Origin of the sequence: Psychromonas arctica DSM 14288 (genome assembly GCF_000482725.1) — a bacterium.
Classification (GTDB): Bacteria; Pseudomonadota; Gammaproteobacteria; order Enterobacterales; family Psychromonadaceae; genus Psychromonas; species Psychromonas arctica.
Window position 1 is genome coordinate 177,747 of sequence record NZ_AXWP01000008.1, and the last position, 26,745, is coordinate 204,491.

Sequence of the window (26,745 nt, forward strand, 5' to 3'; positions counted from 1 at the left end):
GGAGACTTATGGAACCGGAAGTTTTTGTAAACATATTTAGACAAGCTTTGTGGTTGGTTTTGATCCTCGTATCTGCGGTTATCGTGCCCAGTTTATTGGTGGGATTGGTGGTTGCTGTGTTTCAAGCGGCAACATCAATTAACGAGCAAACCTTAAGTTTTTTACCGCGTTTAATTATGACCTTAGTTGCGTTAGCCTATGGTGCGCATTGGGGATTTGGTAAGTTGATGGAGTTTTTTATCGCCATGATTAATCAAATTCCGGAAGTGGTGGGGTAATGGTTTTTTCGGCTGATATTATTATTGATTTTATCGCCAGTTATTTATGGGCATTTTGCCGCATCGCTGCCATGTTAATGGTGATGGTCGCTGTCGGCTCTAACACAACACCAACACGGATCCGTCTTTTTTATGCGCTAAGCATTACTTTATTAGCCTTACCTTCTCTCCCTCCTGCGCCCGACTACATTGAACTCTTCTCCATGACTAGCTTTATTGTGGTGTTACAACAACTCTTAATTGGCATCGCAATGGGCACTATTTCTGTTTTTGTGGTGCAAACTTTTGTGGTTGCAGGGCAAATTATTGCAATGCAAACCAGCTTAGGTTTTGCTTCTATGGCAGACCCAATGAGTGGGCAAACTTCACCGGTTGTTGGTCAATTTTATGTATTGTTGGTGACTTTACTGTTTTTGGGAATAGATGGGCACCTCCTAATGATAGAGATGATTATTAGGAGTTTTGAAACCTTACCTATTTCTGAAAATGGCTTGTTAGCGGCAGACTATTATAAAATAGCTGAATGGTTCTCGACTATGTTCCATGCTGCACTAGCTTTCTCAATTGCATCGATGGTTGCGATGTTATTGGTTAACTTATCCTTTGGTATTATGACTAAAGCAGCACCGCAGTTAAATATTTTCAGTTTAGGTTTCTCAATCAGCATGGTATTTGGTTTATTTGTATTGTGGATCACATTATTAAATGTGCCATTACATTTTGAAAACCAATGGACAAAAGGTGTCATCACTATGTGTGAAATACTTGATAATCCTTGTACTAAACCGTAATGAGCTACACTCTTATCTATATTATTGTTTATATTGTTAGAGGTTACCTCACCCCACGGTTTATTAAAGGAGTAATTGATGGCTGAAAATGAAAACGGTACCGATAAGTCCGAGGAAGCCACCCCCGACAAAATACGAAAGTCCAAAGAAAAGGGGCAAGTCGCCCGCTCCAAAGAATTAGCGACTGCGTCGGTGTTAATTGCTGCAGCATTATCGGTATTTATTTTTGGAGATCGATTAGCCTACGAATTGTCGATAATGATGAAGCGTTCATTTACTTTTGAACGCGCAGATATATTTGATCCAGAACAGATGTGGCATGCGCTTGTCGATGGTTTTAGCGGTTTAGGCGTGCCGATGTTTGTTATTTTGTTAATGCTGTTTATTATTTCAATTTTAGGCAGTGCGTTATTAGGAGGCATGATTTTTAGTACTAAAGCAATGATGCCTAAATTTAGTCGTATGAGCCCGAAAGCTGGCTTAAAGCGCATGTTAGGTTTACAAGCTTGGGTTGAATTGTTGAAGTCTATTCTAAAAGTAGCCGTGGTGATTGGTGTCGCTTGGGCTATTTTAGGTGCCACCTTTGAAAATATTTTACATTTATCGGTGAGCCAGCTTCCCGGTAGTGCTTTTGAAGCCCTGGATATGCTGAGGTGGATGTTTCTTATATTGTGTTTATCGTTATTAATTATTGTTGCAGTGGATGTTCCTTATCAAATTCACAAGCACAGTGATGAGCTAAAAATGACCAAACAGGAAGTAAAAGACGAATACCGTAATTCGGAAGGTAAACCAGAGGTTAAGCAGCGAATTCGTCAATTACAATATGAGATGTCACAACGTACCATGATGGGGGATGTGCCTGATGCGGATGTTATAGTCACCAATCCAACGCATTATTCAGTGGCTTTGAAGTACGATAAAGATGGAGATAGGCCTCCTTACGTTGTTGCTAAAGGTGTCGATTTCATGGCGCTTAAAATACGTGAAGTAGCACGAGAAAATGAAGTACCGGTTATGCAATCTCCACAATTATGCCGCGCCGTTTACCATACCACTGATATTGGTAAAGATGTGCCAGAAGAGTTATTCATTGCGATTGCCAAAATATTGGCTTATATCTATCAACTAGAGCAGTTTAGAAAGGGCAGATCCGGGCGACCTAAAGCCTTACCGACGGATATTCCTGTGCCCGATGATTTTATTTATCCCAATTAAAAATTCGATCTAGGGTTAACAATAAAAGAATATCTTTGCCTGTTATTTATCTAAACTGGTATTGTTGCAGTGTTATCACTAAAATATAAGCATAAAATTAGTTAATATGTTTGATTAATAAGCATTAATTACTGGTTATGATCAAATTTGTTCAGGCAAGTTTCTATTTTTTAGCTATTATTTATGTCTATGCTCACGAGTTAAATTCGTAAAGCTAATATCTGCTACTTGAGTTTGTTAAAGTAGGCTGAATATAAGACATATTAACACTCGCTAATACATTCATTTTTTAGGTGACGCTATCAACACTGTTTTTTCATCTCTATGGGCTAAACGCGCAATTTTCTTCGGCGGTTTAGGTACTCCAATTTTAGTGTTAGCTGCACTAGGCATGGTTATTTTACCTATGCCTACTTTACTGCTGGATATCCTATTCACTTTTAATATTGCCCTCGCGTTAGTGGTTTTATTAGTTTCAATTTACACCAAGCGGCCACTAGATTTTGCTGCTTTCCCAACTGTTCTATTAATTGCTACCTTACTGCGCTTGGCGTTAAACGTTGCTTCTACCCGAGTGGTATTGTTAGAAGGTCATGAAGGTGGCAATGCTGCTGGTAACGTGATCGAAGCCTTTGGTTCGGTGGTGATTGGCGGTAACTTAGCCGTTGGTTTAATTGTTTTTATCATCTTAATGATAATTAACTTTGTGGTAATTACCAAAGGTGCTGGGCGTATCTCAGAAGTAAGCGCTCGTTTTACCCTGGATGCAATGCCGGGTAAACAAATGGCCATTGATGCGGATTTGAATGCTGGATTAATTAATCAAGAACAAGCTCGAACCCGCCGCGAAGAGGTCACCATGGAAGCTGACTTTTATGGTTCTATGGATGGTGCTAGTAAGTTTGTAAAAGGTGATGCCATCGCAGGTATCATGATCTTGTTTATCAATATCATTGGTGGCTTTATTATTGGTATGGTGCAATATGATCTACCTTTAGCTCAAGCTGCTGAAATTTATACGTTATTAACCATTGGTGATGGGCTTGTTGCACAAATACCGTCATTGTTACTATCGATTGCTGCTGCGATCACAGTTACTCGTGAAAATACTGAAGCAGATATGGGTAATCGAATGTTGGGGCAGATGTTTGATGACCCTAAGGCATTAACGATTACTGCTGGTATATTATTAGTGATGGGCATTGTGCCTGGCATGCCACACCTTGCTTTTTTAACCCTAGGTGGAATTGCAGCAGGTGGTGCATATTGGCAATTAAAGCGTTTGAAAGTTAAGCAGGAAACAGCCTTAGCGATCCAAGAAAATGGTGGACCAATTAGTGATAAACCTGCGGAAGTTAAAGAGTTAGGTTGGGATGACGTGCGCAGTGTCGATACCATTGGTTTAGAAGTCGGTTATCGCCTTATTCCGCTGGTTGATAAATCACAGGGAGGGCAGTTATTAGATCGTATTAAAGGGGTACGTAAAAAACTATCACAACAAATGGGTTTTTTAATTCCTCCTGTGCATATTCGAGATAATTTAGATTTATCGCCAAACAATTATAATATCTCCTTGATGGGTGTAAGCTGTGGTCAAGCAGATATATACCATGATAAAGATATGGCCATTAATCCAGGACAAGTGTTTGGGCCGATTGACGGGATTACCGGAGTTGACCCCGCGTTTGGATTAGAAGCGGTTTGGATTGATGAAGTGCAGCGTGAACAAGCACAAGCATTAGGTTACACAGTAGTCGATACCGCAACCGTTGTTGCAACGCATCTTAGTCAAATATTAAGTAATCATGCCGCGCAGTTATTAGGGCATGAAGAAGCCCAAAATTTATTAGATATGCTGGCTAAGAAGCAGCCGAAATTAGTGGAAGGATTAGTACCTGAGGTATTGTCGTTAAGTACAGTTGTTAAAGTGTTACAAAGTTTATTAAACGAGAACGTTGCGATTAGAGATATTCGCTCTATTGTACAAACGTTAGTAGATTATGGGCCGCGTAGCCAAGATGCCGAAGTTTTGACGGCGGCGTGTCGAATTTCATTAAAACGTATGATTGTACAAGAAATTATCGGTAATGAGCCTGAAATCCCAGTGATAACGCTGTCTTCAGAGTTGGAGCAAATATTGCATAAGTCTATACAGGCTGGTGGATCAGATGGTGCGGGTATTGAGCCTGGGTTGGCAGAGCGTATTCAAAATTCATTAATTGAAGCGTCGCAGCAACAAGAATTGATAGGTCAACCTGCGGTATTATTAACATCAGGTGTATTACGCGGTACCTTGGCCCGATTTGTTAAAAATACAATACCGAGTCTACACATACTGTCTTATCAAGAAATTCCCGATGATAAACAGATTAAAATAATAAGCTCAATTGGGCAATAATGGTTGTAATCAATGAAAATTAAACGATTTTTTGCAAAAGATATGCGCACGGCTATGGTTGAGGTCAAAGAAGTCTTAGGCCCAGATGCTGTGATCATGTCTAATAAAAAAGTAGTAGGCGGCATTGAGATTGTGGCCGCAGTTGATTATCAATCACAAACCTCGGTTGATGTAAAAGCAGATCAAGGCGATGCACTCTCACAGTTAAAAGAAGATAGCGTGCAACTATCGTCGAAAAGCGCTGAAAAAGTACCAAAAATTAAATTACCTAATAGTATTCGTAGTAATCGTAAAGAAAACGGAGATGACTTTGCTAAATCGTTAAACTCGTTTTTTGGTAAAGTAAATGCACAGCAAAACAAGAAACCACAGCCTAAAAAACGTGATGATTTGCCTGCTTTTTCATTTCAGGAAAAAGATGAAAGAACTTCTAGCTCTTATTCATCGTCTCAACCGGCTACTTTAGCAGAGCAGCAAAATTGGAATAATCGACAAGAAGCGAGTGCACCTTTAACAAGAAATTCAGCACCCACAAATCGTGCGAGTGATAATAAAGAGATTGCCAAAATCAGTGAAGAGGTTGCTTCACTACGTAAGTTGCTAGAGCATCAGGTTTCAGGATTAATGTGGCAAGAAATTGAACGTAAAGAACCTGTTCGAGCGATGATCATTAAGTGGTTAAACAGCGCTGGTTTTTCCGATGAAATCGCAGATCACTTAGCAAGTTATGTTCCTGAAGATGCCTCTTCAAGTGAAGTACAGCACTACATTCAAGCATTATTGCAAGATAAAATATCCATAGGTCAAAATGAAATATTAGTGCAAGGCGGTGCCATTGCGCTGTTAGGGCCAACAGGAGTAGGTAAAACCACGACCATTGCAAAATTGGCTGCACAATTTGCGATTAAGTATGGCCCTGAACAAGTTGCATTAATAACAACAGATACCTATCGAATTGGCGCTCATGAACAACTGGCAACCTACGGTAAAATAATGGGCTGTGCAGTACGTGTGGCCAAAGATGCCGATGAGTTGTCACAAATTTTATACCAGTTTAGAGAAAAACGATTAGTGTTGATCGATACTGCCGGCATGGGACAGCGAGATGTGCGTCTTTCTGAACAGTTAGAAACCTTAATGAGTAGTAGCCGTGTTAATATTAAAAGTTATTTAGTGGTGCCTTCCACTGCGCAACGTAGAGTGGTAGAAGAAGCGTTACAACACTTTAAGCGTATCCCGTTATCGGGCTGTATTCTAACTAAAATAGATGAAAGTATTGGTCTAGGAGAAGTGTTAAGTGTAACCATGAAGCATGCATTGCCGATTAGTTATATCACTACTGGACAGCGTGTTCCTGAAGATATTGAAATTGCTAAAGTAGAAAATTTAATTAGCGGCACTTTATCGATGATGGAAACACAACAACAACAAGACAAACATCAATGGTATAGCAGCACTGAAGATTAATTCAAACATGGTTTTGTGTACTATATTGGTTTAACTAATTTAAAAATGATGAGTAACAATGATGATGGCAGATCAAGCAAGCGGTTTAAGAAGAATGAGAAATCAGCAGGTTAAAGTGATTGCTGTCACTGGCGGTAAAGGCGGTGTGGGTAAAACTAACGTGACACTTAATATGGCCGTGTCACTTGCTAAAATGGGTAAGCGAGTGATGGTACTCGATGCCGATTTAGGGCTCGCTAATGTCGATGTATTATTAGGGATCCGTGTTCTTAAAAATTTATCACATGTGTTGTCCGGTGAATGTACTTTAGATGAAGTGATTGTAAAAGGGCCGGAAGGCGTGATGATCATTCCTGCAACCTCTGGTACGCAATCGATGGTTGAATTAACGGATGTTGAGCATGCGGGATTGATTCAGGCTTTTAGTTCATTGCAAACCCCGATCGATGTTTTGTTAATTGATACCGCTGCAGGTATTTCCAACATGGTGGTGAGTTTTGCTCAAGCTGCTCAAGATGTATTGATGGTGGTATGTGATGAGCCGACTTCGATTACCGATGCCTATGCGTTAATTAAAATATTAAGTAAGCAAAATGGTGTTTATCGCTTTAAAATCGTCGCAAACATGGTGAGAAGCTTACGTGAAGGGCAAGACTTATTTACAAAATTAACACGTGTAACGGATCGATTCTTGGATGCTTCATTAGAGTTAGTGGCTTGTATCCCATTTGACGGCAATGTACGTCAAGCGGTAAGAAAACAAAAAACCGTGGTCGATGCCTTTCCAAAAACACCCGCTTCTCTTGCTTTTAAAGCGTTAGCAAATAGAGCTTGTGATTGGCCTGTCCCTCATCAACCCGGTGGACATCTAGAGTTTTTCATTGAAAAGCTTTTGCTTAATGATAAAGACGATACTTTGAAAGAGCTGTTATAAGTGATTAAAGCGCAGGGATACCAAACCGACACATCAGAGCTGATTGGACGACATTCAGATCTGGTGCAAAAAATTGCTTATCATTTGATGGCTAGGTTACCTGCGAGTGTACTAGTCGATGATTTAGTACAATCCGGCATGATCGGGCTATTAGAAGCTGCGCGTAATTTTGATGCCACTAAAGGCGCAAGCTTTGAAACGTTTGCGGGTATTCGTATTCGTGGTGCGATGTTAGATGAAATGCGGAAAGGTGATTGGGTTCCTCGGTCAGTGCATAAAAACAGTAGAACTATCGCCAGTGCTATTGATGCTGTTGAAAAACAAACTGGGGAAGACGCTAAAGAGATCGATGTCGCTAAGTATCTGCAAATACCATTACTTGACTATCAACAAATGTTGCAGGATGTTAATTGTGCAAGGTTGGTCGCCTATGAAGATTTAGCCAATCCAGATGATATGTTTACCCAGCCAAGTTCTTCCTTTGATAGTACTTTTGATGCTGTTGCAGATAATCAATTCACTGCTCAATTAGCGCAAATGATTGAACAGCTTCCACAACGAGAAGCATTAGTGTTATCGCTTTATTATGATGAAGAATTGAATTTAAAAGAAATAGGCTTAATTCTTGAAGTCAGTGAATCACGTGTTAGCCAAATTCTTAGCCAAGCCGTACATCGACTGAAATCTAAAGTTAATCCTGATATAATGTAACTAATAAGGGGTAATTCCATGGAGTTGCTCACACTGTAAGTACCAAGCTAAAAAATAATGTAGAAATATAATGTTTTTTTCCAATTTTTATCTACTTTTATTGTAGCTAATAATAATAGGTAGATTGAAATACCAACAGGCAGATTTAAATAACAATAAGTAGATTTTTGACTTAGGGGAATGTTTTGAAAAAAGATATGAAAGTCTTGATTGTTGATGATTTTTCAACAATGAGAAGAATAATTAAAAATTTGTTAAGAGACTTGGGTTTTACCAATACCTATGAAGCCGATGACGGTCATACAGCCCTACCTATGTTAAAAAGTGGTAACTTTGATTTTGTGGTCACTGACTGGAATATGCCAATCATGCAAGGTATTGATCTTTTAAAAGAGATCCGTAAAGACCCTCAATTAAAACACCTTCCTGTTTTAATGGTAACCGCTGAAGCAAAACGAGAACAAATTATTGAAGCTGCTCAAGCTGGTGTGAATGGATATATTGTTAAACCATTTACAGCGGGTACGCTGAAAGAGAAATTAGATAAAGTATTTGAGCGTTTAGGTTAACTTTGGGGGGTTGCAGTATGGCAAATCCAATTATGCCACACATATCGCTCTCTCAAGCTAAGGCGCTTGTAGCACACTTAGAAGCTGAACAAATCACTGAAGCTAATAAGATTGTAGAGAGTATTGATTTTTCAGTTACATCCGATCAGATTATATTTGAACAAATTGGCGAACTTACGCGTGATTTGCATGAAGCTTTACTCAGTTTTAATAACGACACGCGTTTAGTTGATTTAGCAGGGCAAGATTTGCCGGATGCAAAAAACCGTCTAAATTATGTTATTGAGATGACTGATAAAGCGGCAAATACTACCATGGATGCCGTAGACTACTGTTTGCCTATTGCAGATAAATTAATTAACGATTTAGAGGCTATCACACCAAGCTGGCAAGGGTTAATGACACGTAACTTAGAATTAGGTGATTTTAAGAGGCTATGTCATTCTCTCGATGAAATTTTTGCTCATTCTAAAGTCAGTGCCGTTGATTTACGTAATAAATTAACAGAAATTTTAATGGCACAAGAGTTCCAGGATTTAACTGGGCAAATGATTAATCGAGTGATTGATTTAGTACAAGAAGTTGAATCTAAGCTGGTTGTCATATTGACTGTTTGTAGTAAAGAAAACGAATTAGCTAACTGCACAAAAACACAACATAATAACATTGAGCCTGAAGGTCCTATTATGAACGCTGAAACGCGTGAAGACGTTGTTAATGGACAAGATGACGTTGATGATTTACTTTCAAGTTTAGGATTTTAAAGGAACCGGGAAATGACATTTGAAGTAGATGAAGAGATCTTGCAAGACTTTTTAGTTGAAGCTGGGGAAATTTTAGAATTGTTATCCGAACAACTCGTTGAGTTAGAAAATAACCCCAATGATACCGAGCTGTTAAATGCTATTTTCCGAGGTTTCCACACCGTAAAAGGTGGTGCTGGCTTTCTTTCACTGACGGAGCTAGTGGAGACTTGTCACGGCGCAGAAAATGTTTTTGATGGCTTACGTCAAGGAAACCGTCAAGTTGATTCTGAATTGATGGATACAATCTTAGGCGCGTTAGATATTATTAATGACCAATTTTCTGCCGTGCAAAATGGCGAACAAATGGAAAAAGCCTCAGCATCACTTTTAGATGCATTACATCGATTAAGCAAAGCTGCTGCTACGACTGAAGTTGAGCAAGTTGCCGTTGCTTCGCCAGAAGCGATCATAGAGCCAATTCTTACAACGTCAGATAATATTAGTGATATTGATGAATTTGAGTTTGATGCACTACTAGATGAATTACACACCCAATCAGGTTCCAATGTAGAAGCTCAACCCGTCAAAAAAGAAAATGCGGATATTACTGAAGATGAGTTTGAAAATTTATTAGATGAATTGCATTCAAAACCGAACACAAATAATGAAGCACCTAAACAAGATGCTGGCGACGATTCAGATATTAGTGATGACGAATTCGAATCATTGTTAGATGAGTTGCATGGGGTAGGCAAGCATTCATTATCTGCAGCTACTGTTGAGAGTGATAGCGATGAAATTAGTGATGATGAATTCGAAAATTTACTCGATGAATTGCATGGCAAAGGCGCGCATGGTGGTATAGCTGCAATTGATAAGGATGCTTCAGACGAGATCACTGATGATGAGTTTGAATCATTACTTGATGAGCTACACGGCTCAGTAAAAAGTACTGCGACTGAGTCAACACCGCCTGAAACAATACAGTCCACAGTCAAAGCCACACCCCAAACGCCTATTGCTAAATCTGAGCCATTAAAAAGTGAAGCTGTAAAACCGACTATAGCTAAAGAAAAAGCAGTAGCTGCAAAAGCGCCTGCCAATAAAGTAGCGCAAGCTGAGCCTACAGTGCGGGTTGATACTAGTACACTAGATGAAATCATGAATATGGTCGGTGAGCTGGTGTTAGTACGTAACCGCTTGGTGAGTTTAGAGTCAACATCCGACAATGAAGAGATGTCACGTGCGATTGCTAATTTAGCGATAGTCACCGGCGATTTACAAGGTTCAGTGATGAAGACGCGTATGCAGCCTATCAAGAAAGTATTTGGTAAATTTCCTCGCGTGGTACGAGATCTTGCTCGTCAATTAGGTAAAAATATCCACTTAGAATTAGTGGGTGAAGAAACAGACCTTGATAAAAATTTAGTAGAAGCTTTGGCCGATCCTTTGGTGCATTTGGTGCGTAATTCCGTAGACCACGGTATTGAAATGCCAGATGTACGTATGCAGTCAGGCAAAGAAACACAGGGAAGAATTTTATTATCAGCCGCCCAAGAAGGCGATCATATCTTATTAGTTATCGAAGATGATGGCGCAGGAATGGATGCTGAAAGATTAAAACAGATAGCGATCAATAAAGGCATCTTAGATCAAGATGGTGCGGATCGCATGACCGATAAAGAAGCGTATTCTTTGATTTTTGCACCTGGCTTTTCAACAAAAGCTGAAATTTCAGACATTTCTGGACGTGGTGTAGGGATGGATGTAGTTAAAACCAGTATCAGTCGCTTGAATGGAACAATTTCTATAGATTCTGCGATTGGTAAGGGGACTCGTTTAGAAATTAAAGTACCGCTCACGTTAGCTATTTTACCTACTTTGATGATAGTCATTGCGGAACAAACATTTGCTTTACCATTAACTAATGTTAATGAAATATTCCATCTCGATTTAGCTAAAACCAATGTCGTGAATGGCCAACTGACTATCGTGATTCGAGACCGTGCTATTCCTTTATTTTACTTGCGAGATTGGTTAGCGCCTAAAGCACCACGTGCTGAAAAAGGTAAAGGTTTAGGTCATGTTGTGATTGTGCAGCTTGGTACTCAATTGGTGGCTTTTGTAGTGGACGGATTGTTAGGGCAAGAAGAGGTGGTTATCAAAGCCTTAGATAAATTGTTGTCAGGTACGCCAGGTATGGCGGGTGCAACCATTACAAGTGATGGTGGAATAGCTTTAATCTTAGACTTGCCAAGTTTACTAAAGCACTACACGTAAAGGAAAGTTAATGACGATTAAAGTATTAGTAGTTGATGATTCAAGTTTTTTTCGTCGACGAGTTAGTGAAATTATTAATGCATCGCCTGCATTAGAAGTGATTGCGACAGCGAATAATGGCCAAGAAGCCATCGAGATGGTGATTAAATATAAACCTGATGTTGTTACCATGGATATTGAAATGCCAGTAATGAATGGCATCACGGCAGTGCAAAAAATTATGGCATCGACACCGGTGCCTATTTTGATGTTTTCATCATTAACACACCAAGGTGCAAGTGCAACGCTAGACGCATTAGAAGCGGGTGCTTGTGATTTTCTGCCGAAAAAATTTGAAGATATTGCCAGAGATAAAGAAGAAGCAACCACATTATTACAACAACGTATTCAAACGATAGCCAGAAGAAGGGTTTATCGAGTGGCAGAGAAAACGGCTGAAGCTACGCATAGTTCTGTCTCCCATAGTGTCAATAAACCTAGTATTGTTAGTAAACCTATTACTGCAGGGGCTGCTTCACCTTCGTTAACGGCATTACAAAGAGCAAATGAGCGTCAGCAGATCTCCGCCAAAAGTGCGTCAAATTCAAATCTGTCAAGCGCGACAGTGGCGGCAGCAAAACCTATGCGTACTAAAGCATCGGGTAAGTCATACAAGGTGTTGGCTATTGGTACTTCAACGGGGGGGCCTGTTGCATTACAAAAAATACTAACTGCATTACCTAGTGATTTTAAATTACCGATTGTGTTAATACAGCATATGCCAGGTACATTCACAAAAGCATTTGCAGAACGTTTAAATAGTAACTGTCGGATTGCGGTGAAGGAAGCTGAAAATGGTGACATATTAAGAGCAGGCTGTGCTTATTTAGCACCCGGTGGTAAACAAATGATGGTTGGGCCAAATGGGCAAATAAAAATATTAGATGGTAGTCCTGCGCTTAACTATAAACCGAGTGTTGATATTACTTTTGCTTCTTTATCAAAATCATACGCAGATAAAGTACTGGCAATTGTGTTGACCGGTATGGGCGCAGATGGGCGAGATGGGGCACGTTTATTAAAAGATAAAGGTGCTGAAATTTGGGCTCAAGATGAAGCAAGTTGTGTTGTCTATGGCATGCCACAAGCGGTTACCAAGGCGGGAATAGCCACGGAGTCAATTGCATTGGAGCAAGTGGCCAAACGAATTTTAGTGGAATTAAAGCATGAATAGAATAGGTATTGTTGGCTTCATTGTCATCGTATCTAGTGTGTTATTTGCACAGCTTTATCATAATGCACCGTTGAGTGGATTATTTGATCTCGCTGCTTTTTTAATTGTGTTTGGTGGTACCGTTGGCACTATTTTAATTCAATCATCTTCAAAACAATTAAAAGATGCTAGTACACAGTTATTCACCTTATTTACACCTCCTCGTTATTCTCTAGATGAGCAAATACAAAAACTCAAGCATTGGTCTGTGTTATCTCGGCAGGAAGGGTTTTTAAGCCTCGAAAAGGAAAACCTAGAACAAAACGATAGTTTTACTCAGATTGGTATTGCTATGTTAGTGGATGGCTGTGATAAGGCTGCATTACAAGAGGTTTTGCAACAAGAAATTGAATTAGAGATGGATCAGCACGAGCGGAGTGCACAGGTTTTTGATGCGATGGGTGGATACAGTCCTACCATCGGTATTATTGGTGCAGTACTAGGCTTGATTCAAGCAATGGCATTTCTAGATCAGCCTGAATTATTGGGACAAGGCATCGCAGTTGCTTTTGTCGCAACTATTTATGGGGTTGCTTTCGCTAATTTTATGTTCCTGCCTATTGCCAATAAAATCCGTTTAAACTATCAACATCGAGCATTATTTCAAGAGATGTCGATGGTGGGATTAATTGCGATTGCCGATGGTGAAAATAGCTTATTATTAGAACGTCGATTACATGGGTATATCGCTAGAGCTGCTTACTAATGTCTAGACGCAGACCTCGTTTACATCAAAAGCAAAATAATCATATCCACCGTTGGACCGTCTCTTACGCAGATTATATGACCTTGATGTTTGCTTTATTTGTAGTGTTGTATGCGGTTTCGTTGAATAAAGAAGAAAAATACCAAGAAATTATTAGTGTAATTCAAAGTGCCAGTAAGTTTGTTCAACCTACCAATAGTGGATCTAATGCGACAGGCATATTAACTAAAAATAGTAACGATATTAAAGATAATACCGGCCCTGCATTAATTAGTGATGGTGATAATTATGCTCAGGGTTATGTTAGCGATTTGCCTTTTGAGCAACTTTCTATACAACAAATACCGGCTGAGCAGCTATCAACGCCACATGGTTATTATACTGGCAATGCCTTAAGCGAGTTACAGTTATCATTACAAGCTGAATTAGAGACAGAGTTAGAAGCAGGCGATCTAAGTGTTGATTTAAATGGTGATTGGCTAACCATTGAAATGAAAGGTCCGTTATTATTTGCAGCTGAAAGCCATACCATTTTAAATGCAGCTGAGCAGAAAATTGGACGCATTGCTGCTGTTTTAGCGCCGGCGACTAATATGATTCGATTACGTGGTTATACTGATTTAACTAACGTTTCCAACGAATTATACCAGTCAAACTGGGAGTTATCGGCATTACGTGCGATCAGTGTGTTACATGCTTTTAATGAGCGTGGTATCGTTGGAGAAAGAATGGTGATTGAAGGTTATGGAAAATTTCAGCCGATCACTGATAGTAACGGAAAAGTAGACCCATTAAACAGTCGTCGAGTGGTTATTGCAATCTCAAAATTTGCATTATATACAGATAATTCCTTTGGCAAAGACAATATGAAATCAACGGATAAAGAACAACAAAAAATATTACGCACACCTAAACCAGATAGTGAAGAAATGCGCGAGGTTTACCTTCCTAATGGACGACTAATTATTACCACAAGGCAGGAATAACGGTGAAAGTTTGGACGATTGCAAATCAAAAAGGTGGGGTCGGAAAAACCACAACCGTCACATCCCTTGCAGGGATCTTGGTGGATCGTGGATTTCGTGTTTTATTGATTGATACGGATCCACATGCATCATTAACCAGTTACTTACAATATGATTCAGACCAATTACCGGTAAGTTTATATGATTTGTTTCAAGATCCCGCGACTACCAAGGCGGAATTAGAAAAATTAATATTGCCTACAGCAATTGATAATTTATCCTTAATTCCAGCATCAATGTCGTTAGCCACCTTAGATCGTGTATTGGGAAACCAACAAGGTATGGGACTATTTCTCTATAAACAGCTTAAATTAGTCGAAGATGATTACGATTTTGTGCTTATTGACTGCCCGCCGGTATTAGGTGTGATGATGGTCAATGCATTAGCGGCGTGTGAACGGATCTTGATCCCTGTACAAACTGAGTTCTTAGCATCGAAAGGACTACAACGTATGGTACAAACCTTAGGCATCATGCAGCAGTCGAGAGGCAAAGATTTTAACTATTGCATTATCCCTACTATGTTTGACAGGCGTACCAGTGCTTCAATCAAAACTTTAGATGAACTAAAAAAGACCTATCAAGATAAAGTATGGAATGGTGTTATTCCTATTGATACTAAATTTAGGGATGCAAGTTTAGCTCACTTGCCTATTTCACATTTTATAAAAAGTAGCCGCGGTTCTTTTGCTTATGAAACTTTATTAAATTACTTGCTACAAACTGAGCATAACTAAATGAAAAACAACAATGACGAAGCCATGAAAAACTATTTTGATTCTATGCTTCATAATGAAAAAACGACGCCAGCCCCAGAAAAATCAGATAAATCAGAAAAAAAGGCCTCGACTGAATTTGCAGAGTTACCAGGATTACCTGAAGAATTAGTGTTTTCACATGCAAGTACTAAAGAGCAACTGGATTTACAAGTATCAGAAGAAGCTGTGATACAAAAACAACCCGCAGCTGCGGATGAATGGAAAAATATTGACGTAGATAATGAGTTTCAAGCATTATTTTTTGAGCTTAATCATGTTACGTTTGCAGTGCCTTTAACTGATTTAGGTGGTATCTATCACCTTGATAAAGAACTTAATTTTTTGATGGGTAAACCTGCTTGGTTTTCTGGTGTCACAAAACATAATAATAAACTCTATAATATCGTCGATACATCATTATGGTTGCAGCTTGGTTGCAGCGCTAAGGATCTTAAGTATAGTCATTATATTCTATTGGGTAGTACCGCTTGGGGATTATCCTGTGAGAAGTTATTAGGCACTGAAAATATTAACAAAGATCAAGTGAGGTGGCGCGATAAAAAAGGATCTCGTCCTTGGTTAGCGGGTATGGTGAAGAATAAAATGTGCGCTTTGATCCATGTACAAGAATTAATTAAGCTATTGAATCAAGGAATGGACATTCGAGGCTAGGTTAGCATGGAAATTTAAATATTTGCTACTAAACTAAATTAAAATTAATAACATTTAAGCAGAGGCAAAATGAATATAGAATCTAAAATGTCTGATAAATCATCAGAAGATGAAATTTTTCAACGTGTAACGTTTCTTTTAGACAACGAAACATATGGTATCAATGTAATGCAGGTGCAAGAAATTTTGCGTTACAGCGAAATTGCAGCAGTGCCGGGGGCCCCCGATTATGTAGTAGGGATTATCAACTTGCGCGGTAATGTGGTTACTGTTATTGATACTCGCTCTCGCTTTGGGTTAATGCCTGCAGAGATCACTGATAATAGCCGTATTGTTATTATTGAAGCAGAAAAGCAAGTGATTGGTATTTTAGTAGACAGTGTTGCTGAAGTCGTTTATTTGAAAAAATCAGAGATGGAACCAGCTCCTCATGTTGGTACTGAAGAAAGCTCTCAATTTATTCAAGGAGTTTGTAACCGCGACAATGGTTTGTTAATTTTAGTTGATTTAAACAAATTACTCAGTGATGATGAGTGGGACGAGTTAAACCTACTTTAATGACCTGTATCGAGTAACACATGTTTTTACAATATATTCCTTGGCTAGCACTTTTGTTAGCCATTATTTTTTTTATTACTATGCTTTTTTTATTTAAAAAAATGAGTAAAAAAACGCACTCTTTAGAAGTATTAGTGAAGTCTTTACTTGCACAGCAAGAAGCCCATAAAAAACAATTTATAGAGATTCATTCTGGTGCGGTAGGAATGGGGAAGAAGCTGCAGCAGTTAGATGTAGTAGTGAGAAAAACCCAAGAAAACCAAGTTAACTTAGTAGCTTCTGCACCTGAAAATAGACTTTATACACGAGCCATGAAAATGGTTGAGCTTGGAGCAAGTGTTGAAGAGTTAATGACAGATTGTGAATTGCCTCGAGCTGAAGCTGAGTTGTTAGTTAATCTACACCGCAAATAACTTGGGCCAATTAAGTTGAGCAACATAATTTTAACGACATAAGCATTGTTAGTCATAAGGAAAACATTGCTAGTCATAAAAAATTGCTAGTCATAATAAAAGCACAGGAGCACTACCTTAATGAAACTCAAAATGCGAGTGCCGCCTGTTCTGACTTGAAGTTAAAAGCCTTGATGATTATTTATTGACGCTGAGAGTGGGTTTGAGTCGCAACATAAGGTCATTACTTTTTGTTTTTCAATCAATATTGACACATTTCAATACTGTCACCCATCAATTCATTAATCTACATATCATTAACTTATATATCATTAACCTATATAGGGACTAAAAAAGAGGTGAATACCCTCCATTCTTAAAATAATAGATTATTCATCTTAACTTCCCCATTTTTTCTTATTTTACCTGATCTCCGATAGTTACTCGCCTGCTTTTTCTATGTTAGGATCCGCTAACATTTTAATATGACATTAAATGGCATATTATGACGATTGTACTTTTTAAAGTATCACTTTTTGGTCATACTCTTGAGCGCATTATTGTTAAAGTAAAAATAATGAAATTCATTATGTTATCGCGATGAATGTTATAGCAAATATGTAAGACAGCTATGTAAGCAAGGTTAGTTTGATAAGGCGATACAGAAAAACAAGAAATGCAGCTAAATAAGGCAGATCACTTAATTATTAAGATTGCTATAAGGGTAAGTTAGAATGTTTCAGTGTAAAAACTTAACTTGTGTGCGTGAAGAGCGAGTTTTGTTCAATAATCTAAATTTTACCCTAGCTCCCGGCGAAATATTACAGGTCGAGGGACCTAATGGCGTGGGAAAAACCAGCTTATTCCGTTTACTGGTGGGGTTATCGACTCCCTATTCAGGAGAAGTGCACTGGCAACAGCAAAATATAATGTTAGATCGTGATTCTTATTATCAAAATATGCTTTATCTCGGTCATAAGTCGGGCGTGAAACCTGAATTAACCGCACTTGAAAATCTACATTATTTCCATCACTTATTTAATCCCAAGGTTAAATTCGATGCATGGGAAATTTTGACCTTAGTAGGTTTAGCGGGATATGAGAATGTACCAACGGCACAACTATCAGCCGGTCAGCAGCGTCGTGTGGCATTAGCCAGAATGTGGTTTAGTGATTGCCCGTTATGGATTTTAGATGAACCGTTTACGGCAATCGATAAAAATGGCGTACAAGTGATTGAAAAATTATTAATTAAACATGCTGAAAAGGGTGGCATGGTGATATTAACGACTCACCAAGATTTATTGTTACCACCACAATTATATAAGAAATTAACCTTACAAAAGCCAGCGGCAGGAGAGCAATATGTTTAATGCTTTTTTGCAGATTGTACGTAAAGAATTATTAGGGGCTTTCCGCCAACAAAGTGATATTTTAAATCCGATTTGGTTTTTTGTTATTGTGGTTACGTTATTTCCACTAGGGATTGGCACCGACCCGGCTTTATTAGCTCGTATTGCACCTGGGATTATCTGGGTTGCAGCCTTGCTAGCTGCGTTACTATCCTTTGAGCGTTTATTTAAAGATGATTTCATTGACGGTTCTCTAGAGCAAATGATGTTAGCACCACAACCTTTAACCTGGTTAGTCAGTGCCAAAGTGTTTGCACACTGGCTACTAACCGGGTTGCCGATCTTATTAGTTTCTCCTTTATTGGCAGTGTTTTTATCACTACAGGAAAATACTTTCTGGGCGTTGTTTTTAACCTTGCTGATCGGCACGCCAATTTTGAGTTTACTGGGTTCAATTGGCGTTGCGTTAACTATTGGCTTACGCAAAGGCGGTGTGTTGTTAAGTTTGATTATGCTGCCTTTGAGTATTCCTATTTTAATTTTTTCAACGATGGCGATTGATGCTGCAACATTTGGGCAATCGTATATTGGTTTATTAGCGTTATTAGGTGCCATGTTAGTTGCAGCAATGACATTAGCTCCTTTTGCTATTGCTGCTTCATTAAGGGTTAGCGTTAGTTAATCTATTTGCTAAGTGTCAGCGTATAGACTGTTGTGTTTGTTAATGATCAATACTGATAACTCAATATCAGGTATTATTTAAACTTTTTTATTAATGTAAAGATCAATATAGAGATTCGATTATGTGGAAATGGTTACACCCCTATGCAAAAGCGGAAAAAAGTTATACATTATCAGGTAAGTTAATGCCGTGGTTTTTGGCCGTTGCATTGCCTACTTTTATAGTGGGTATGATCTGGGGCTTGGCATTTGCGCCAGCAGATTATCAACAGGGGGATAGCTTTAGAATTATCTACATACATGTACCCGCAGCGATGATGGCGATGGGCGCATACTCGACGATGGCGATTGCCGCTTTTATTGGCTTAGTATGGCAAATTCGTTTAGCCGAAATGACTGTTGCAGCGACCGCTCCGATTGGCGCTGTTTATACTTTTATCGCTTTATTTACTGGTGCTGCATGGGGTAAACCGATGTGGGGTGCTTGGTGGGTTTGGGATGCACGATTAACTTCAGAGTTGATTTTATTATTTGTATATCTAGGCATTATTGCTTTATACAACGCTTTTTCAGACAAAGTATTAGCTGGGCGTGCAGCCTCTATTTTAACCTTAGTTGGCGTGATTAATTTACCTATTATTCATTTCTCGGTGGTCTGGTGGAATACCTTGCATCAAGGGGCAACTATCACTAAGTTTGATCAGCCTTCGATGGCAACCGACATGTTAATTCCACTATTGATCATGATTGTCAGCTTTGCCGCTTTTTTAGGGTTTATGGTGTTATACCGTTTTCGTAACGAAATCTTGCAAAGAGAAAGTCATCGCCCATGGGTGATCGCATTAGTACAACAATCCAGTTCTTCAGTTAATAAACGAGGTTAATATGGCATTTGCATCCTGGTCCGACTTTATCGCCATGGGCGGTTATAGTTTTTATGTTTGGTTAGCTTATGGCGTGTCACTATTCAGTGTTTTGTTGTTAGTTATCAGCACAGTGGCCAAGCGTAAAAAAATATTCAAGCATGTTGAACAACGCCTACTGCGTGAACAACGTATTAAAGCAGCTGAAAATAGAGAAGGCACCCTATGAATCCAAGACGTAAAAAGCGCTTATTAATCACCTCTTCATTAATTGTCGGGTTGTCTGTCGCAATTGGTTTGACGTTATTTGCACTACAGCAAAATATTGATCTGTTTTATACACCCGATGAAATCATTAATGGTAAAAACGAAACAGGTATAAAACCAGAAGTCGGCCAGCGCTTACGCGTTGGTGGTATGGTTTTAAATGGTTCTGTACAACGTGATCCAGAAAGCTTGAAAGTGAGTTTTGATCTGATTGATAATAAAGCAGGTCAAGTCACTGTTTATTTTGATGGTATTTTACCGGATCTTTTCCGTGAAGGTCAGGGGATCGTGGCACAGGGAGTGTTAAAATCACGTAATGCTATTGATGCTTTTGAAGTCTTAGCTAAGCACGATGAGGAATACATGCCACCAGAAGTTGCTGATGCGCTGAAGGGTATGGATCATTTAAAAACACAACAATCAAACTAAAGGGTTAGATTAATGCTTCCTGAAATTGGCCAATTTTCCTTAATCTTGGCATGTATACTGTCATTGCTACAAACTGTGTATCCACTTTACGGTGTTCATACGGGGCACCAAGGTGCTATTCGTAGTGCTAAAATATTTACTATTTTACAATTTGTGGCCGTCGCTACTTCCTTTGTTATTTTAAGTTACTCTTTTTTAATCAATGATTTTACCATTGGTTATATTGCGACTAACTCTAATTCCGCATTACCTTGGTATTACCGTTTATCTGCTGTGTGGGGCGCACATGAAGGCTCTTTATTACTGTGGGTCTTTTTACTATCGACTTGGAGCATTGCGGTTGCTTTAATGAGTAAACGTTTGCCGATTGAGTCGGTGGCGCGAGTGTTAGCGGTATTAGGTTTATTAGCCTTTGGTTTTTATTTGTTTGTTATTTTAACCTCGAATCCTTTTGATCGAACCTTGCCTTATTTCCCTATCGATGGTCGTGATTTAAATCCCTTATTACAGGATTTTGGCTTAGTCATACATCCACCTATGCTTTATATGGGTTATGTGGGTTTTTCTGTTGCCTTTGCTTTTGCTATTGCTGCTTTGTTAGAAGGGCGCTTAGATAGTGCTTGGGCTAAATGGTCTCGTCCTTGGACGATGGCTGCGTGGATGTTTTTAACCGTTGGTATCGCATTAGGCAGCTGGTGGGCTTATTACGAACTAGGTTGGGGCGGCTGGTGGTTTTGGGATCCAGTAGAAAACGCATCATTTATGCCATGGTTAGCCGGTACAGCCTTGATCCATTCTCTCGCGGTTAGTGAAAAACGTGGAGTGTTCAAATCATGGACTGTATTATTAGCCCTAAGTGCATTCTCTTTAAGTTTATTAGGCACATTTTTAGTACGTTCTGGTGTGTTGGTCTCAGTGCATGCTTTTGCTAGTGATCCTACACGTGGTCTATTTATTTTAGGCTTCTTAGTGTTAGTGATTGGCGGCTCGTTATTATTGTATGCAATTCAAGCATCAAAAGTGAAAAGCCGTGGCCGTTACCAGTTAGTGTCGCGTGAAAGTGTATTGTTGATTAATAACATACTATTAATCGCTGCTTTAATTGTAGTGTTATTAGGTACCTTGTTACCTTTAGTACATAAAGAAATTGGGCTTGGTAGTATCTCTATCGGCGAACCTTTCTTTAATCGCATGTTCACCATTCTTATTGTACCTTTTGCTTTATTTGTGGGTGTCGGTTCATTATTCCGTTGGAAACGTCAGCAACTTAATGATCTGAAAAAACCGTTAACGATGATCCTTATTCTAAGTACATTATCGACCGTTATATTCTTATTTACCTTTGCACCTTCGTTAACTTGGTTAGCGGTAATGGGTACGTTTTTAGGGTTCTGGATCATCGTTGGTGTGATCTATGAAATTTATTTGCGTTCAACACATCGTCATCGCTTTAGTAAAGGAGTCATGAAGTTAGGCAATAGTCATTGGGCGATGAGTTTTGGGCATTTTGGTTTAGCGGTGATGATTATCGGTATTACCATGACACAAAATTATTCAATCGAAAAAGATGTCAAATTAGCCGTGGGTCAACATATTGCCTTTGAGCATTATGATTTTCATTTTGATCAAGTTAAACCACATAATGGGCAAAACTATACTGCCACTATGGGGGTGTTTACGGTGAAAAAAGATCAACAAGAGATTGCCGTGATGGAAGCGGAAAAACGCATTTATACGGTGCAGCGTATGCCAATGACGGAAGCCGCAATTAATGCAGGTTTCACGCGTGATTTATATATCGCCATGGGTGAACAGTTACCCGATGGCGCATGGGCTGTACGTATCTATTATAAACCTTTTATCCGTTGGATCTGGTTAGGCCCATTGTTGATGGCATTCGGTGGTTTGTTAATGCTCTGTGACCGTCGTTACCGTAGTAAAAAAGACAACATTGAAAATAGTGAAAATAAACCAGCACCTGTAGGAGGCACCGATGCTTAATAAACGTCGTGTATTAACCTTATTAGTGCCCTTTATTATATTTATCATTGGCGCTATTTTTTTAGCAACACCGTTATTAAAAGGTAGTGACCCCAGTAAATTGGACTCTGCTTTAATCGGGCAAGCTGTACCTGAGTTTACGTTGCAAGATATCTATGATGCAGATAAGCAATATGATGCGAGTATCTTCAAAGGTCAGAAAATGTTGCTTAATGTCTGGGCTACATGGTGCCCTACTTGTTATGCGGAGCACACCTATCTTAATAAATTAGCCAAACAAGGATTGTATATTGTCGGGATGAATTATAAAGATGACCGTAAAAAAGCGATTCGTTGGTTAAAAGACTTAAATGACCCTTACAAAATAAGCCTGTTTGATAAAAGTGGCATGTTAGGCATGGACTTGGGCGTTTATGGCGCACCTGAAACCTTTTTTATCGATAGCAATGGCATCATTCAATATCGTCATGTGGGCGATTTAAACAATAAAGTTTGGAATGATAAACTGCTGGCTATTTATGAGGATATGCAATGATTCAATTAAATAAAGTAAACAAATTACTGCCTTTGTTGCTCGCTGCCTGCATGATCTTATTCTCTCATGCCAGTCAAGCGGCTATTGATACCTTTGAGTTTGAAAATGCGCAGCAAGAAAAAACCTTTCATGAATTAACTAAATTGTTACGTTGTCCTAAGTGTCAAAATCAAAACATTGCCGATTCCAATGCTGAGTTAGCAAAAGATTTACGCAATAAAACCTATGAGTTAGTGAAACAAGGGCAAAGCAAAGATCAAGTTGTGGACTATATGGTAGCGCGATTTGGTAATTTTGTGCGTTATGATCCGCCAGTTACGCCAGCGACAATATTTCTTTGGTTAGGCCCTCTGTTGTTTATTATATTTGGCTTATTAGTATTAATTAGACAAATTAAAAAACAACCAGCAAAAGCAAATAACTTAGATGACCAAGAACAGCAAAAGTTACAGCAGCTATTAAAACAGCATGCTAAGGATACAAAATCATGATTTTACAGTTTGTTATTGCCGCATTGTTATTATTGCTGGTATTTAGTGTGGTGATGGTAACCCATTTTATACGTGATAAAGCACAGCAGGGGCGAAATGAGGATCGCCGTAATCAGCTTAACCATGAGCTTTACGATATTCGATTGAAAGAAGTTGAAGACGACCTTAGCCAAGGTGTGGTGGTTGATAAAGAGGCAATGGTTGCTGAACTGCAATACAACCTGCTTGATGATATTGATGAAGGTAAGCAAAGTAAGCAAAATAACGCACAACATATCTGGGTACCTGGGGTTGTATTTCTGGTTTTAGCCACGGTTGCTTTGTATTGGTCAGTAGGTGCATTTCAAGAAGTGAATAACTGGCAACAAACGTTACAGCGCTATCCTGAAATACATAAAAAATTATTCGAAGAAAATGATGCACGACCTAATGAGCAAGAATTACAAGACTTAATGTTAGGGCTGCGCACACATTTAGCTAATCAACCTAATGATGCTGAAGGTTGGGTGCTATACAGCCGTTTAGGCCGTGTTTTTAAGGATAAAGAATTAGCGTTGGATGCCATTAAAAAGGCTGTAGACGTTGCACCAGAAAAGCCAGAGATAGAATTAGAATACATTGAATTAAAAATGAAAATTGGTGATGAGTATTCGCAAGCAACGGCACCTTTAATGCTTAAAAACTTCTTACAAAGATACCCTGATAATTATGATGCATGGTCAATGTACGGCTTTATGGCACTGCAACAGGAAAACTTTGCAGGAGCTGTTGAGCGTTGGCAAAAAATGTTGGGGTTAGTTGACCCTAAAAGTGAAAAAGCGATCATGCTGAGTAACAGTATTGATTATGCTAAAAAGCAATTAGCGCAGCAGCAATTATCACAGCAAGCAGAGGGTGTTGAGAGTGAGCTGCAACTGAGCGCAAATCAAGCGACGGCAGAGGCACAAGCTTCGCCTGCTGTAGTAGGTGCTGCTTACCAAGTTAATATTACTGTTGCACAACAAGTTAGCTATACTAAAAACAGTACTTTATTTGTTTATGCACAAGCTGTGAATGGTCCTGCTATGCCGATTGCGGCTGTTAAATTACCGATTAACGAATTTCCTGTGAAAGTTGTTTTATCCGATGCTAATGCCATGATGCAAGGTATTAAATTAAGTGACCATAAACAGTTTATTATAAAAGCCCGTATTTCAGCTGATGGCACCGTGAATAAAACCAACGGACAATGGTCTGGTGTAAGTCAGGTCATAAAAGCAGGTCAGAAGGCGACGGTTAATATCGAGATCAATCAACAATCTTGATTGCTTACATTAACCCAACTTTAATATCTGACATTTTAATAACTGGCACTTTAATAATTGTGTAAAATAAACTCCATTACATTAAGTATATGATCAGCTACTTAGCGGAATGGGCACAATTAACATCAACAGATAACAGTATCGATGCATACTGTTATCTGTTCACTACTCAAACGATTTAACTTTTAGCCTCAATAAAGTGGGCACTTAAGTTATATCAATTATATTAAATAAGTGTGATTGGTATTTTTTCTTACAATAATTTATCTCTTACTTAATTTGTCGCAAGGTACAGCATATGCTTAAACGTTCATTTCTACTTTCTTTGTTGTTTTTGGCTAACAGCACTGTGTATGCGCAAAGTGTGCAGGGCGACAAAGAAACTTATATGAGTGACCCAATCGAACCAGTTAATCGCTTGGTGTGGGATTTTAACTATTATGTTTTAGATGGTTACATTTACAGACCGGTTACTGAAACCTATGTTGATTGGGTGCCCGACGGAGGCAGAACGGCACTTAATAACATGGTGCTTAATTTAGACGAACCTTCAAATATTGTGAATAACTTATTGCAGTTAGAGTTTAAACAAGCCACCAATGCTTTTTTTCGTTTTACTTTTAATTCAACGTTTGGCCTGTTGGGTTTATTTGATATCGCCAAATACGGTGGCATCGAACGTCGTAGAGAAAGTTTCGGCAATGTATTAGGGCATTGGTCTGTGCCGCATGGTCCTTACCTTATGGTGCCTGTGATTGGGCCACGTAGTACCAGAATATTAGTGGGTAATGTGGTGGATGGTTTGTACTTTCCTATGAGTTATTTGAACTTGTGGCAATCAGGCGTGGTATGGGGATTAAATGGCTTAGACGTACGTGAAGGTTTATTAGGTCAAGAAGCGTTAATCGACCAATCCCTAGATCCTTATACTTTTGTAAAAGAAGCTTATATACAATACGAAGCCTTTAAATTTTATTCGCAGGGAGCGAGCTCGGATGAGTTTATTAAACTGCAACAGCAAAAATCACAACGTTCACAAAAACAAACAGAACAAGAGCTGAATGATTTCTTAGATGAAATTGATTAATAGCCATGCCGTTAAATAGCAGCAGATGTTTGTTGGTTAAAATGAATTGCTTCATTATTCCTGTCAACATTTGCTCAAACACTAAAATGAGTTACTGCTACAAAACAGCCAAAAAAGCACCACATAAATGCTAGCAATATAAATATAAAAATAAAACGAAAAACTAATTTAATCAAAGACTCGGGGTTGATATGTCAGTTGCAAATTTAATTACCATTGATGGGCCAAGTGGTTCAGGTAAAGGTACCGTATGTCACATTCTAGCGAAAAAGTTAGGATGGCATTTATTAGACAGTGGCGCGCTTTATCGTATTTTAGCTTACGCCGCATTACAACAAAAAGTCGCATTAAACGACGCGCAAGGATTAGCGGATTTAGCATTAACATTAGAAGTTTCATTTGTCTCTAATGGTAGCGGTGTAGATACCTTATTAAGCGCTGAAAATGTCGGTGATAAGTTACGCACTGAAGTGGTTGCACAAGCTGCATCCGAGGTCGCTTCTATTGAGCTGGTACGATCAGCCCTGCTGGCACGTCAAAAAGCATTCTTACAGCAACCTGGTTTAATCGCCGATGGCCGAGACATGGGCACAGTGGTATTTCCGGAGGCTGAGGTCAAGATATTCTTAGATGCAAGCGCCGAGGAGCGAGCCCAACGCCGTTTTAATCAGTTGCAAGATAAGGGCTTTAATGTTAGCATCGCGCAAATTTTAAGCGAGATTAAAGAGCGTGATTATCGTGATCGTAACCGAGCTATTGCTCCATTACGACCTGCTGATGATGCATTAGTTATTGACTCAACGACATTAACGATTGATCAAGTTGTAGACAAAATATTAACCTTAACTGAACTTAAATTAAAAATTTCAACTGAATAATCAGTTGTTTACTAATACTACTTTATGGATGAAGTGGTAACTCTCTTGCCTCCCGTACGAATGGATTGTATGTGGTTGTATAAAATAAGTGTGAATAAATAG

Annotated in this window: 28 protein-coding genes; all 28 read left to right on the forward strand. The window is 38.9% G+C overall.

Annotated features, from left to right (window positions below):
- Window positions 1-8 precede the first annotated feature (8 nt).
- Entirely contained in the window at window positions 9-278 is a 270-nt protein-coding gene (gene fliQ / locus H592_RS0102795; protein ID WP_028867412.1) for a flagellar biosynthesis protein FliQ, read from the forward strand.
- Window positions 278-1,069 carry a flagellar biosynthetic protein FliR gene (gene fliR, locus H592_RS0102800; RefSeq protein WP_028867413.1) on the forward strand — a complete coding sequence of 264 codons (792 nt, stop codon included), beginning with the start codon at window positions 278-280 and terminating at the stop codon, window positions 1,067-1,069. The genes fliQ and fliR overlap by 1 nt, the downstream gene beginning before the upstream one ends.
- Window positions 1,070-1,147: 78 nt before the next feature.
- On the forward strand, window positions 1,148-2,287 hold the full coding sequence (gene flhB / locus H592_RS0102805; protein WP_028867414.1) for a flagellar biosynthesis protein FlhB: 1,140 nt from the start codon (window positions 1,148-1,150) through the stop codon (window positions 2,285-2,287).
- A gap of 301 nt (window positions 2,288-2,588) precedes the next feature.
- A complete protein-coding gene (flhA, locus tag H592_RS0102810) occupies window positions 2,589-4,685 on the forward strand; it encodes a flagellar biosynthesis protein FlhA (RefSeq protein ID WP_051368922.1) in 2,097 nt (698 codons plus the stop codon).
- Between the two features lie 12 nt (window positions 4,686-4,697).
- Complete coding sequence (gene flhF / locus H592_RS0102815) at window positions 4,698-6,152, forward strand: flagellar biosynthesis GTPase FlhF (protein WP_028867416.1); 1,455 nt, start codon at window positions 4,698-4,700, stop codon at window positions 6,150-6,152.
- A 61-nt stretch (window positions 6,153-6,213) separates the two neighbouring features.
- A complete protein-coding gene (locus H592_RS21385; RefSeq protein WP_037070847.1) occupies window positions 6,214-7,086 on the forward strand; it encodes a MinD/ParA family protein in 873 nt (290 codons plus the stop codon).
- Window positions 7,087-7,797 (forward strand): RNA polymerase sigma factor FliA, encoded by a 711-nt coding sequence (locus tag H592_RS0102825; protein WP_028867417.1) that lies wholly within the window; start codon window positions 7,087-7,089, stop codon window positions 7,795-7,797. It begins immediately after the preceding gene.
- A gap of 185 nt (window positions 7,798-7,982) precedes the next feature.
- Window positions 7,983-8,366, forward strand: coding sequence for a chemotaxis response regulator CheY (cheY, locus tag H592_RS0102830; RefSeq protein WP_028867418.1), 384 nt, complete (start codon window positions 7,983-7,985; stop codon window positions 8,364-8,366).
- Window positions 8,367-8,383: 17 nt separating this feature from the next.
- Window positions 8,384-9,130, forward strand: a complete 747-nt coding sequence (locus H592_RS0102835; protein WP_028867419.1) for a protein phosphatase CheZ — start codon at window positions 8,384-8,386, stop codon at window positions 9,128-9,130.
- Between the two features lie 12 nt (window positions 9,131-9,142).
- Window positions 9,143-11,392 (forward strand): chemotaxis protein CheA, encoded by a 2,250-nt coding sequence (locus tag H592_RS0102840; protein ID WP_028867420.1) that lies wholly within the window; start codon window positions 9,143-9,145, stop codon window positions 11,390-11,392.
- Between the two features lie 10 nt (window positions 11,393-11,402).
- Window positions 11,403-12,605, forward strand: a complete 1,203-nt coding sequence (locus tag H592_RS0102845; protein ID WP_028867421.1) for a protein-glutamate methylesterase/protein-glutamine glutaminase — start codon at window positions 11,403-11,405, stop codon at window positions 12,603-12,605.
- Window positions 12,598-13,350, forward strand: coding sequence for a flagellar motor protein (locus H592_RS0102850; RefSeq protein ID WP_084296184.1), 753 nt, complete (start codon window positions 12,598-12,600; stop codon window positions 13,348-13,350). Before H592_RS0102845 ends, H592_RS0102850 begins: the two co-directional genes overlap by 8 nt.
- On the forward strand, window positions 13,350-14,336 hold the full coding sequence (locus H592_RS21390) for a flagellar motor protein MotB (RefSeq protein ID WP_051368925.1): 987 nt from the start codon (window positions 13,350-13,352) through the stop codon (window positions 14,334-14,336). The genes H592_RS0102850 and H592_RS21390 overlap by 1 nt, the downstream gene beginning before the upstream one ends.
- Window positions 14,337-14,338: 2 nt before the next feature.
- Window positions 14,339-15,112 (forward strand): ParA family protein, encoded by a 774-nt coding sequence (locus H592_RS0102860; protein WP_028867423.1) that lies wholly within the window; start codon window positions 14,339-14,341, stop codon window positions 15,110-15,112.
- On the forward strand, window positions 15,113-15,805 hold the full coding sequence (locus H592_RS0102865) for a chemotaxis protein CheW (RefSeq protein ID WP_028867424.1): 693 nt from the start codon (window positions 15,113-15,115) through the stop codon (window positions 15,803-15,805).
- A gap of 69 nt (window positions 15,806-15,874) precedes the next feature.
- Window positions 15,875-16,363, forward strand: a complete 489-nt coding sequence (locus H592_RS0102870; RefSeq protein WP_028867425.1) for a chemotaxis protein CheW — start codon at window positions 15,875-15,877, stop codon at window positions 16,361-16,363.
- 20 nt (window positions 16,364-16,383) lie between these two features.
- Window positions 16,384-16,776 (forward strand): DUF2802 domain-containing protein, encoded by a 393-nt coding sequence (locus H592_RS0102875; protein WP_028867426.1) that lies wholly within the window; start codon window positions 16,384-16,386, stop codon window positions 16,774-16,776.
- Between the two features lie 713 nt (window positions 16,777-17,489).
- A complete protein-coding gene (gene ccmA / locus H592_RS0102880) occupies window positions 17,490-18,128 on the forward strand; it encodes a cytochrome c biogenesis heme-transporting ATPase CcmA (RefSeq protein ID WP_028867427.1) in 639 nt (212 codons plus the stop codon).
- Window positions 18,121-18,789 carry a heme exporter protein CcmB gene (ccmB, locus tag H592_RS0102885; RefSeq protein ID WP_028867428.1) on the forward strand — a complete coding sequence of 223 codons (669 nt, stop codon included), beginning with the start codon at window positions 18,121-18,123 and terminating at the stop codon, window positions 18,787-18,789. Before ccmA ends, ccmB begins: the two co-directional genes overlap by 8 nt.
- A gap of 121 nt (window positions 18,790-18,910) precedes the next feature.
- Window positions 18,911-19,672 (forward strand): heme ABC transporter permease, encoded by a 762-nt coding sequence (locus H592_RS0102890; RefSeq protein WP_028867429.1) that lies wholly within the window; start codon window positions 18,911-18,913, stop codon window positions 19,670-19,672.
- Window position 19,673: 1 nt separating this feature from the next.
- Window positions 19,674-19,880 (forward strand): heme exporter protein CcmD, encoded by a 207-nt coding sequence (gene ccmD / locus H592_RS0102895; RefSeq protein ID WP_028867430.1) that lies wholly within the window; start codon window positions 19,674-19,676, stop codon window positions 19,878-19,880.
- A complete protein-coding gene (ccmE, locus tag H592_RS0102900; RefSeq protein WP_028867431.1) occupies window positions 19,877-20,347 on the forward strand; it encodes a cytochrome c maturation protein CcmE in 471 nt (156 codons plus the stop codon). The genes ccmD and ccmE overlap by 4 nt, the downstream gene beginning before the upstream one ends.
- A 12-nt stretch (window positions 20,348-20,359) precedes the next feature.
- A complete protein-coding gene (locus tag H592_RS21395; protein WP_051368927.1) occupies window positions 20,360-22,348 on the forward strand; it encodes a heme lyase CcmF/NrfE family subunit in 1,989 nt (662 codons plus the stop codon).
- The gene (locus tag H592_RS0102910) at window positions 22,341-22,883 is read left to right on the forward strand and encodes a DsbE family thiol:disulfide interchange protein (RefSeq protein WP_028867432.1); all 543 of its coding nucleotides are present in this window, start codon (window positions 22,341-22,343) and stop codon (window positions 22,881-22,883) included. Before H592_RS21395 ends, H592_RS0102910 begins: the two co-directional genes overlap by 8 nt.
- The gene (locus H592_RS0102915; protein ID WP_037070795.1) at window positions 22,880-23,374 is read left to right on the forward strand and encodes a cytochrome c-type biogenesis protein; all 495 of its coding nucleotides are present in this window, start codon (window positions 22,880-22,882) and stop codon (window positions 23,372-23,374) included. Before H592_RS0102910 ends, H592_RS0102915 begins: the two co-directional genes overlap by 4 nt.
- Complete coding sequence (ccmI, locus tag H592_RS0102920) at window positions 23,371-24,678, forward strand: c-type cytochrome biogenesis protein CcmI (protein ID WP_028867434.1); 1,308 nt, start codon at window positions 23,371-23,373, stop codon at window positions 24,676-24,678. Before H592_RS0102915 ends, ccmI begins: the two co-directional genes overlap by 4 nt.
- 298 nt (window positions 24,679-24,976) lie before the next feature.
- Window positions 24,977-25,765 carry an MlaA family lipoprotein gene (locus H592_RS0102925; RefSeq protein ID WP_028867435.1) on the forward strand — a complete coding sequence of 263 codons (789 nt, stop codon included), beginning with the start codon at window positions 24,977-24,979 and terminating at the stop codon, window positions 25,763-25,765.
- Window positions 25,766-25,956: 191 nt separating this feature from the next.
- The gene (gene cmk, locus H592_RS0102930) at window positions 25,957-26,643 is read left to right on the forward strand and encodes a (d)CMP kinase (RefSeq protein ID WP_028867436.1); all 687 of its coding nucleotides are present in this window, start codon (window positions 25,957-25,959) and stop codon (window positions 26,641-26,643) included.
- Window positions 26,644-26,745 lie beyond the last annotated feature (102 nt).

Coding starts and splice junctions, on each gene's coding strand:
- fliQ (WP_028867412.1), top strand. CDS start 9: ATGGAACCGGAAGTTTTTGTAAACATATTTAGACAAGCTTTGTGGTTG.
- fliR (WP_028867413.1), top strand. CDS start 278: ATGGTTTTTTCGGCTGATATTATTATTGATTTTATCGCCAGTTATTTA.
- flhB (WP_028867414.1), top strand. CDS start 1,148: ATGGCTGAAAATGAAAACGGTACCGATAAGTCCGAGGAAGCCACCCCC.
- flhF (WP_028867416.1), top strand. CDS start 4,698: ATGAAAATTAAACGATTTTTTGCAAAAGATATGCGCACGGCTATGGTT.
- H592_RS21385 (WP_037070847.1), top strand. CDS start 6,214: ATGATGGCAGATCAAGCAAGCGGTTTAAGAAGAATGAGAAATCAGCAG.
- H592_RS0102835 (WP_028867419.1), top strand. CDS start 8,384: ATGGCAAATCCAATTATGCCACACATATCGCTCTCTCAAGCTAAGGCG.
- H592_RS0102840 (WP_028867420.1), top strand. CDS start 9,143: ATGACATTTGAAGTAGATGAAGAGATCTTGCAAGACTTTTTAGTTGAA.
- H592_RS0102845 (WP_028867421.1), top strand. CDS start 11,403: ATGACGATTAAAGTATTAGTAGTTGATGATTCAAGTTTTTTTCGTCGA.
- H592_RS0102850 (WP_084296184.1), top strand. CDS start 12,598: ATGAATAGAATAGGTATTGTTGGCTTCATTGTCATCGTATCTAGTGTG.
- H592_RS21390 (WP_051368925.1), top strand. CDS start 13,350: ATGTCTAGACGCAGACCTCGTTTACATCAAAAGCAAAATAATCATATC.
- H592_RS0102865 (WP_028867424.1), top strand. CDS start 15,113: ATGAAAAACAACAATGACGAAGCCATGAAAAACTATTTTGATTCTATG.
- H592_RS0102870 (WP_028867425.1), top strand. CDS start 15,875: ATGAATATAGAATCTAAAATGTCTGATAAATCATCAGAAGATGAAATT.
- H592_RS0102875 (WP_028867426.1), top strand. CDS start 16,384: ATGTTTTTACAATATATTCCTTGGCTAGCACTTTTGTTAGCCATTATT.
- ccmA (WP_028867427.1), top strand. CDS start 17,490: ATGTTTCAGTGTAAAAACTTAACTTGTGTGCGTGAAGAGCGAGTTTTG.
- ccmB (WP_028867428.1), top strand. CDS start 18,121: ATGTTTAATGCTTTTTTGCAGATTGTACGTAAAGAATTATTAGGGGCT.
- H592_RS0102890 (WP_028867429.1), top strand. CDS start 18,911: ATGTGGAAATGGTTACACCCCTATGCAAAAGCGGAAAAAAGTTATACA.
- ccmD (WP_028867430.1), top strand. CDS start 19,674: ATGGCATTTGCATCCTGGTCCGACTTTATCGCCATGGGCGGTTATAGT.
- ccmE (WP_028867431.1), top strand. CDS start 19,877: ATGAATCCAAGACGTAAAAAGCGCTTATTAATCACCTCTTCATTAATT.
- H592_RS21395 (WP_051368927.1), top strand. CDS start 20,360: ATGCTTCCTGAAATTGGCCAATTTTCCTTAATCTTGGCATGTATACTG.
- H592_RS0102910 (WP_028867432.1), top strand. CDS start 22,341: ATGCTTAATAAACGTCGTGTATTAACCTTATTAGTGCCCTTTATTATA.
- H592_RS0102915 (WP_037070795.1), top strand. CDS start 22,880: ATGATTCAATTAAATAAAGTAAACAAATTACTGCCTTTGTTGCTCGCT.
- ccmI (WP_028867434.1), top strand. CDS start 23,371: ATGATTTTACAGTTTGTTATTGCCGCATTGTTATTATTGCTGGTATTT.
- H592_RS0102925 (WP_028867435.1), top strand. CDS start 24,977: ATGCTTAAACGTTCATTTCTACTTTCTTTGTTGTTTTTGGCTAACAGC.
- cmk (WP_028867436.1), top strand. CDS start 25,957: ATGTCAGTTGCAAATTTAATTACCATTGATGGGCCAAGTGGTTCAGGT.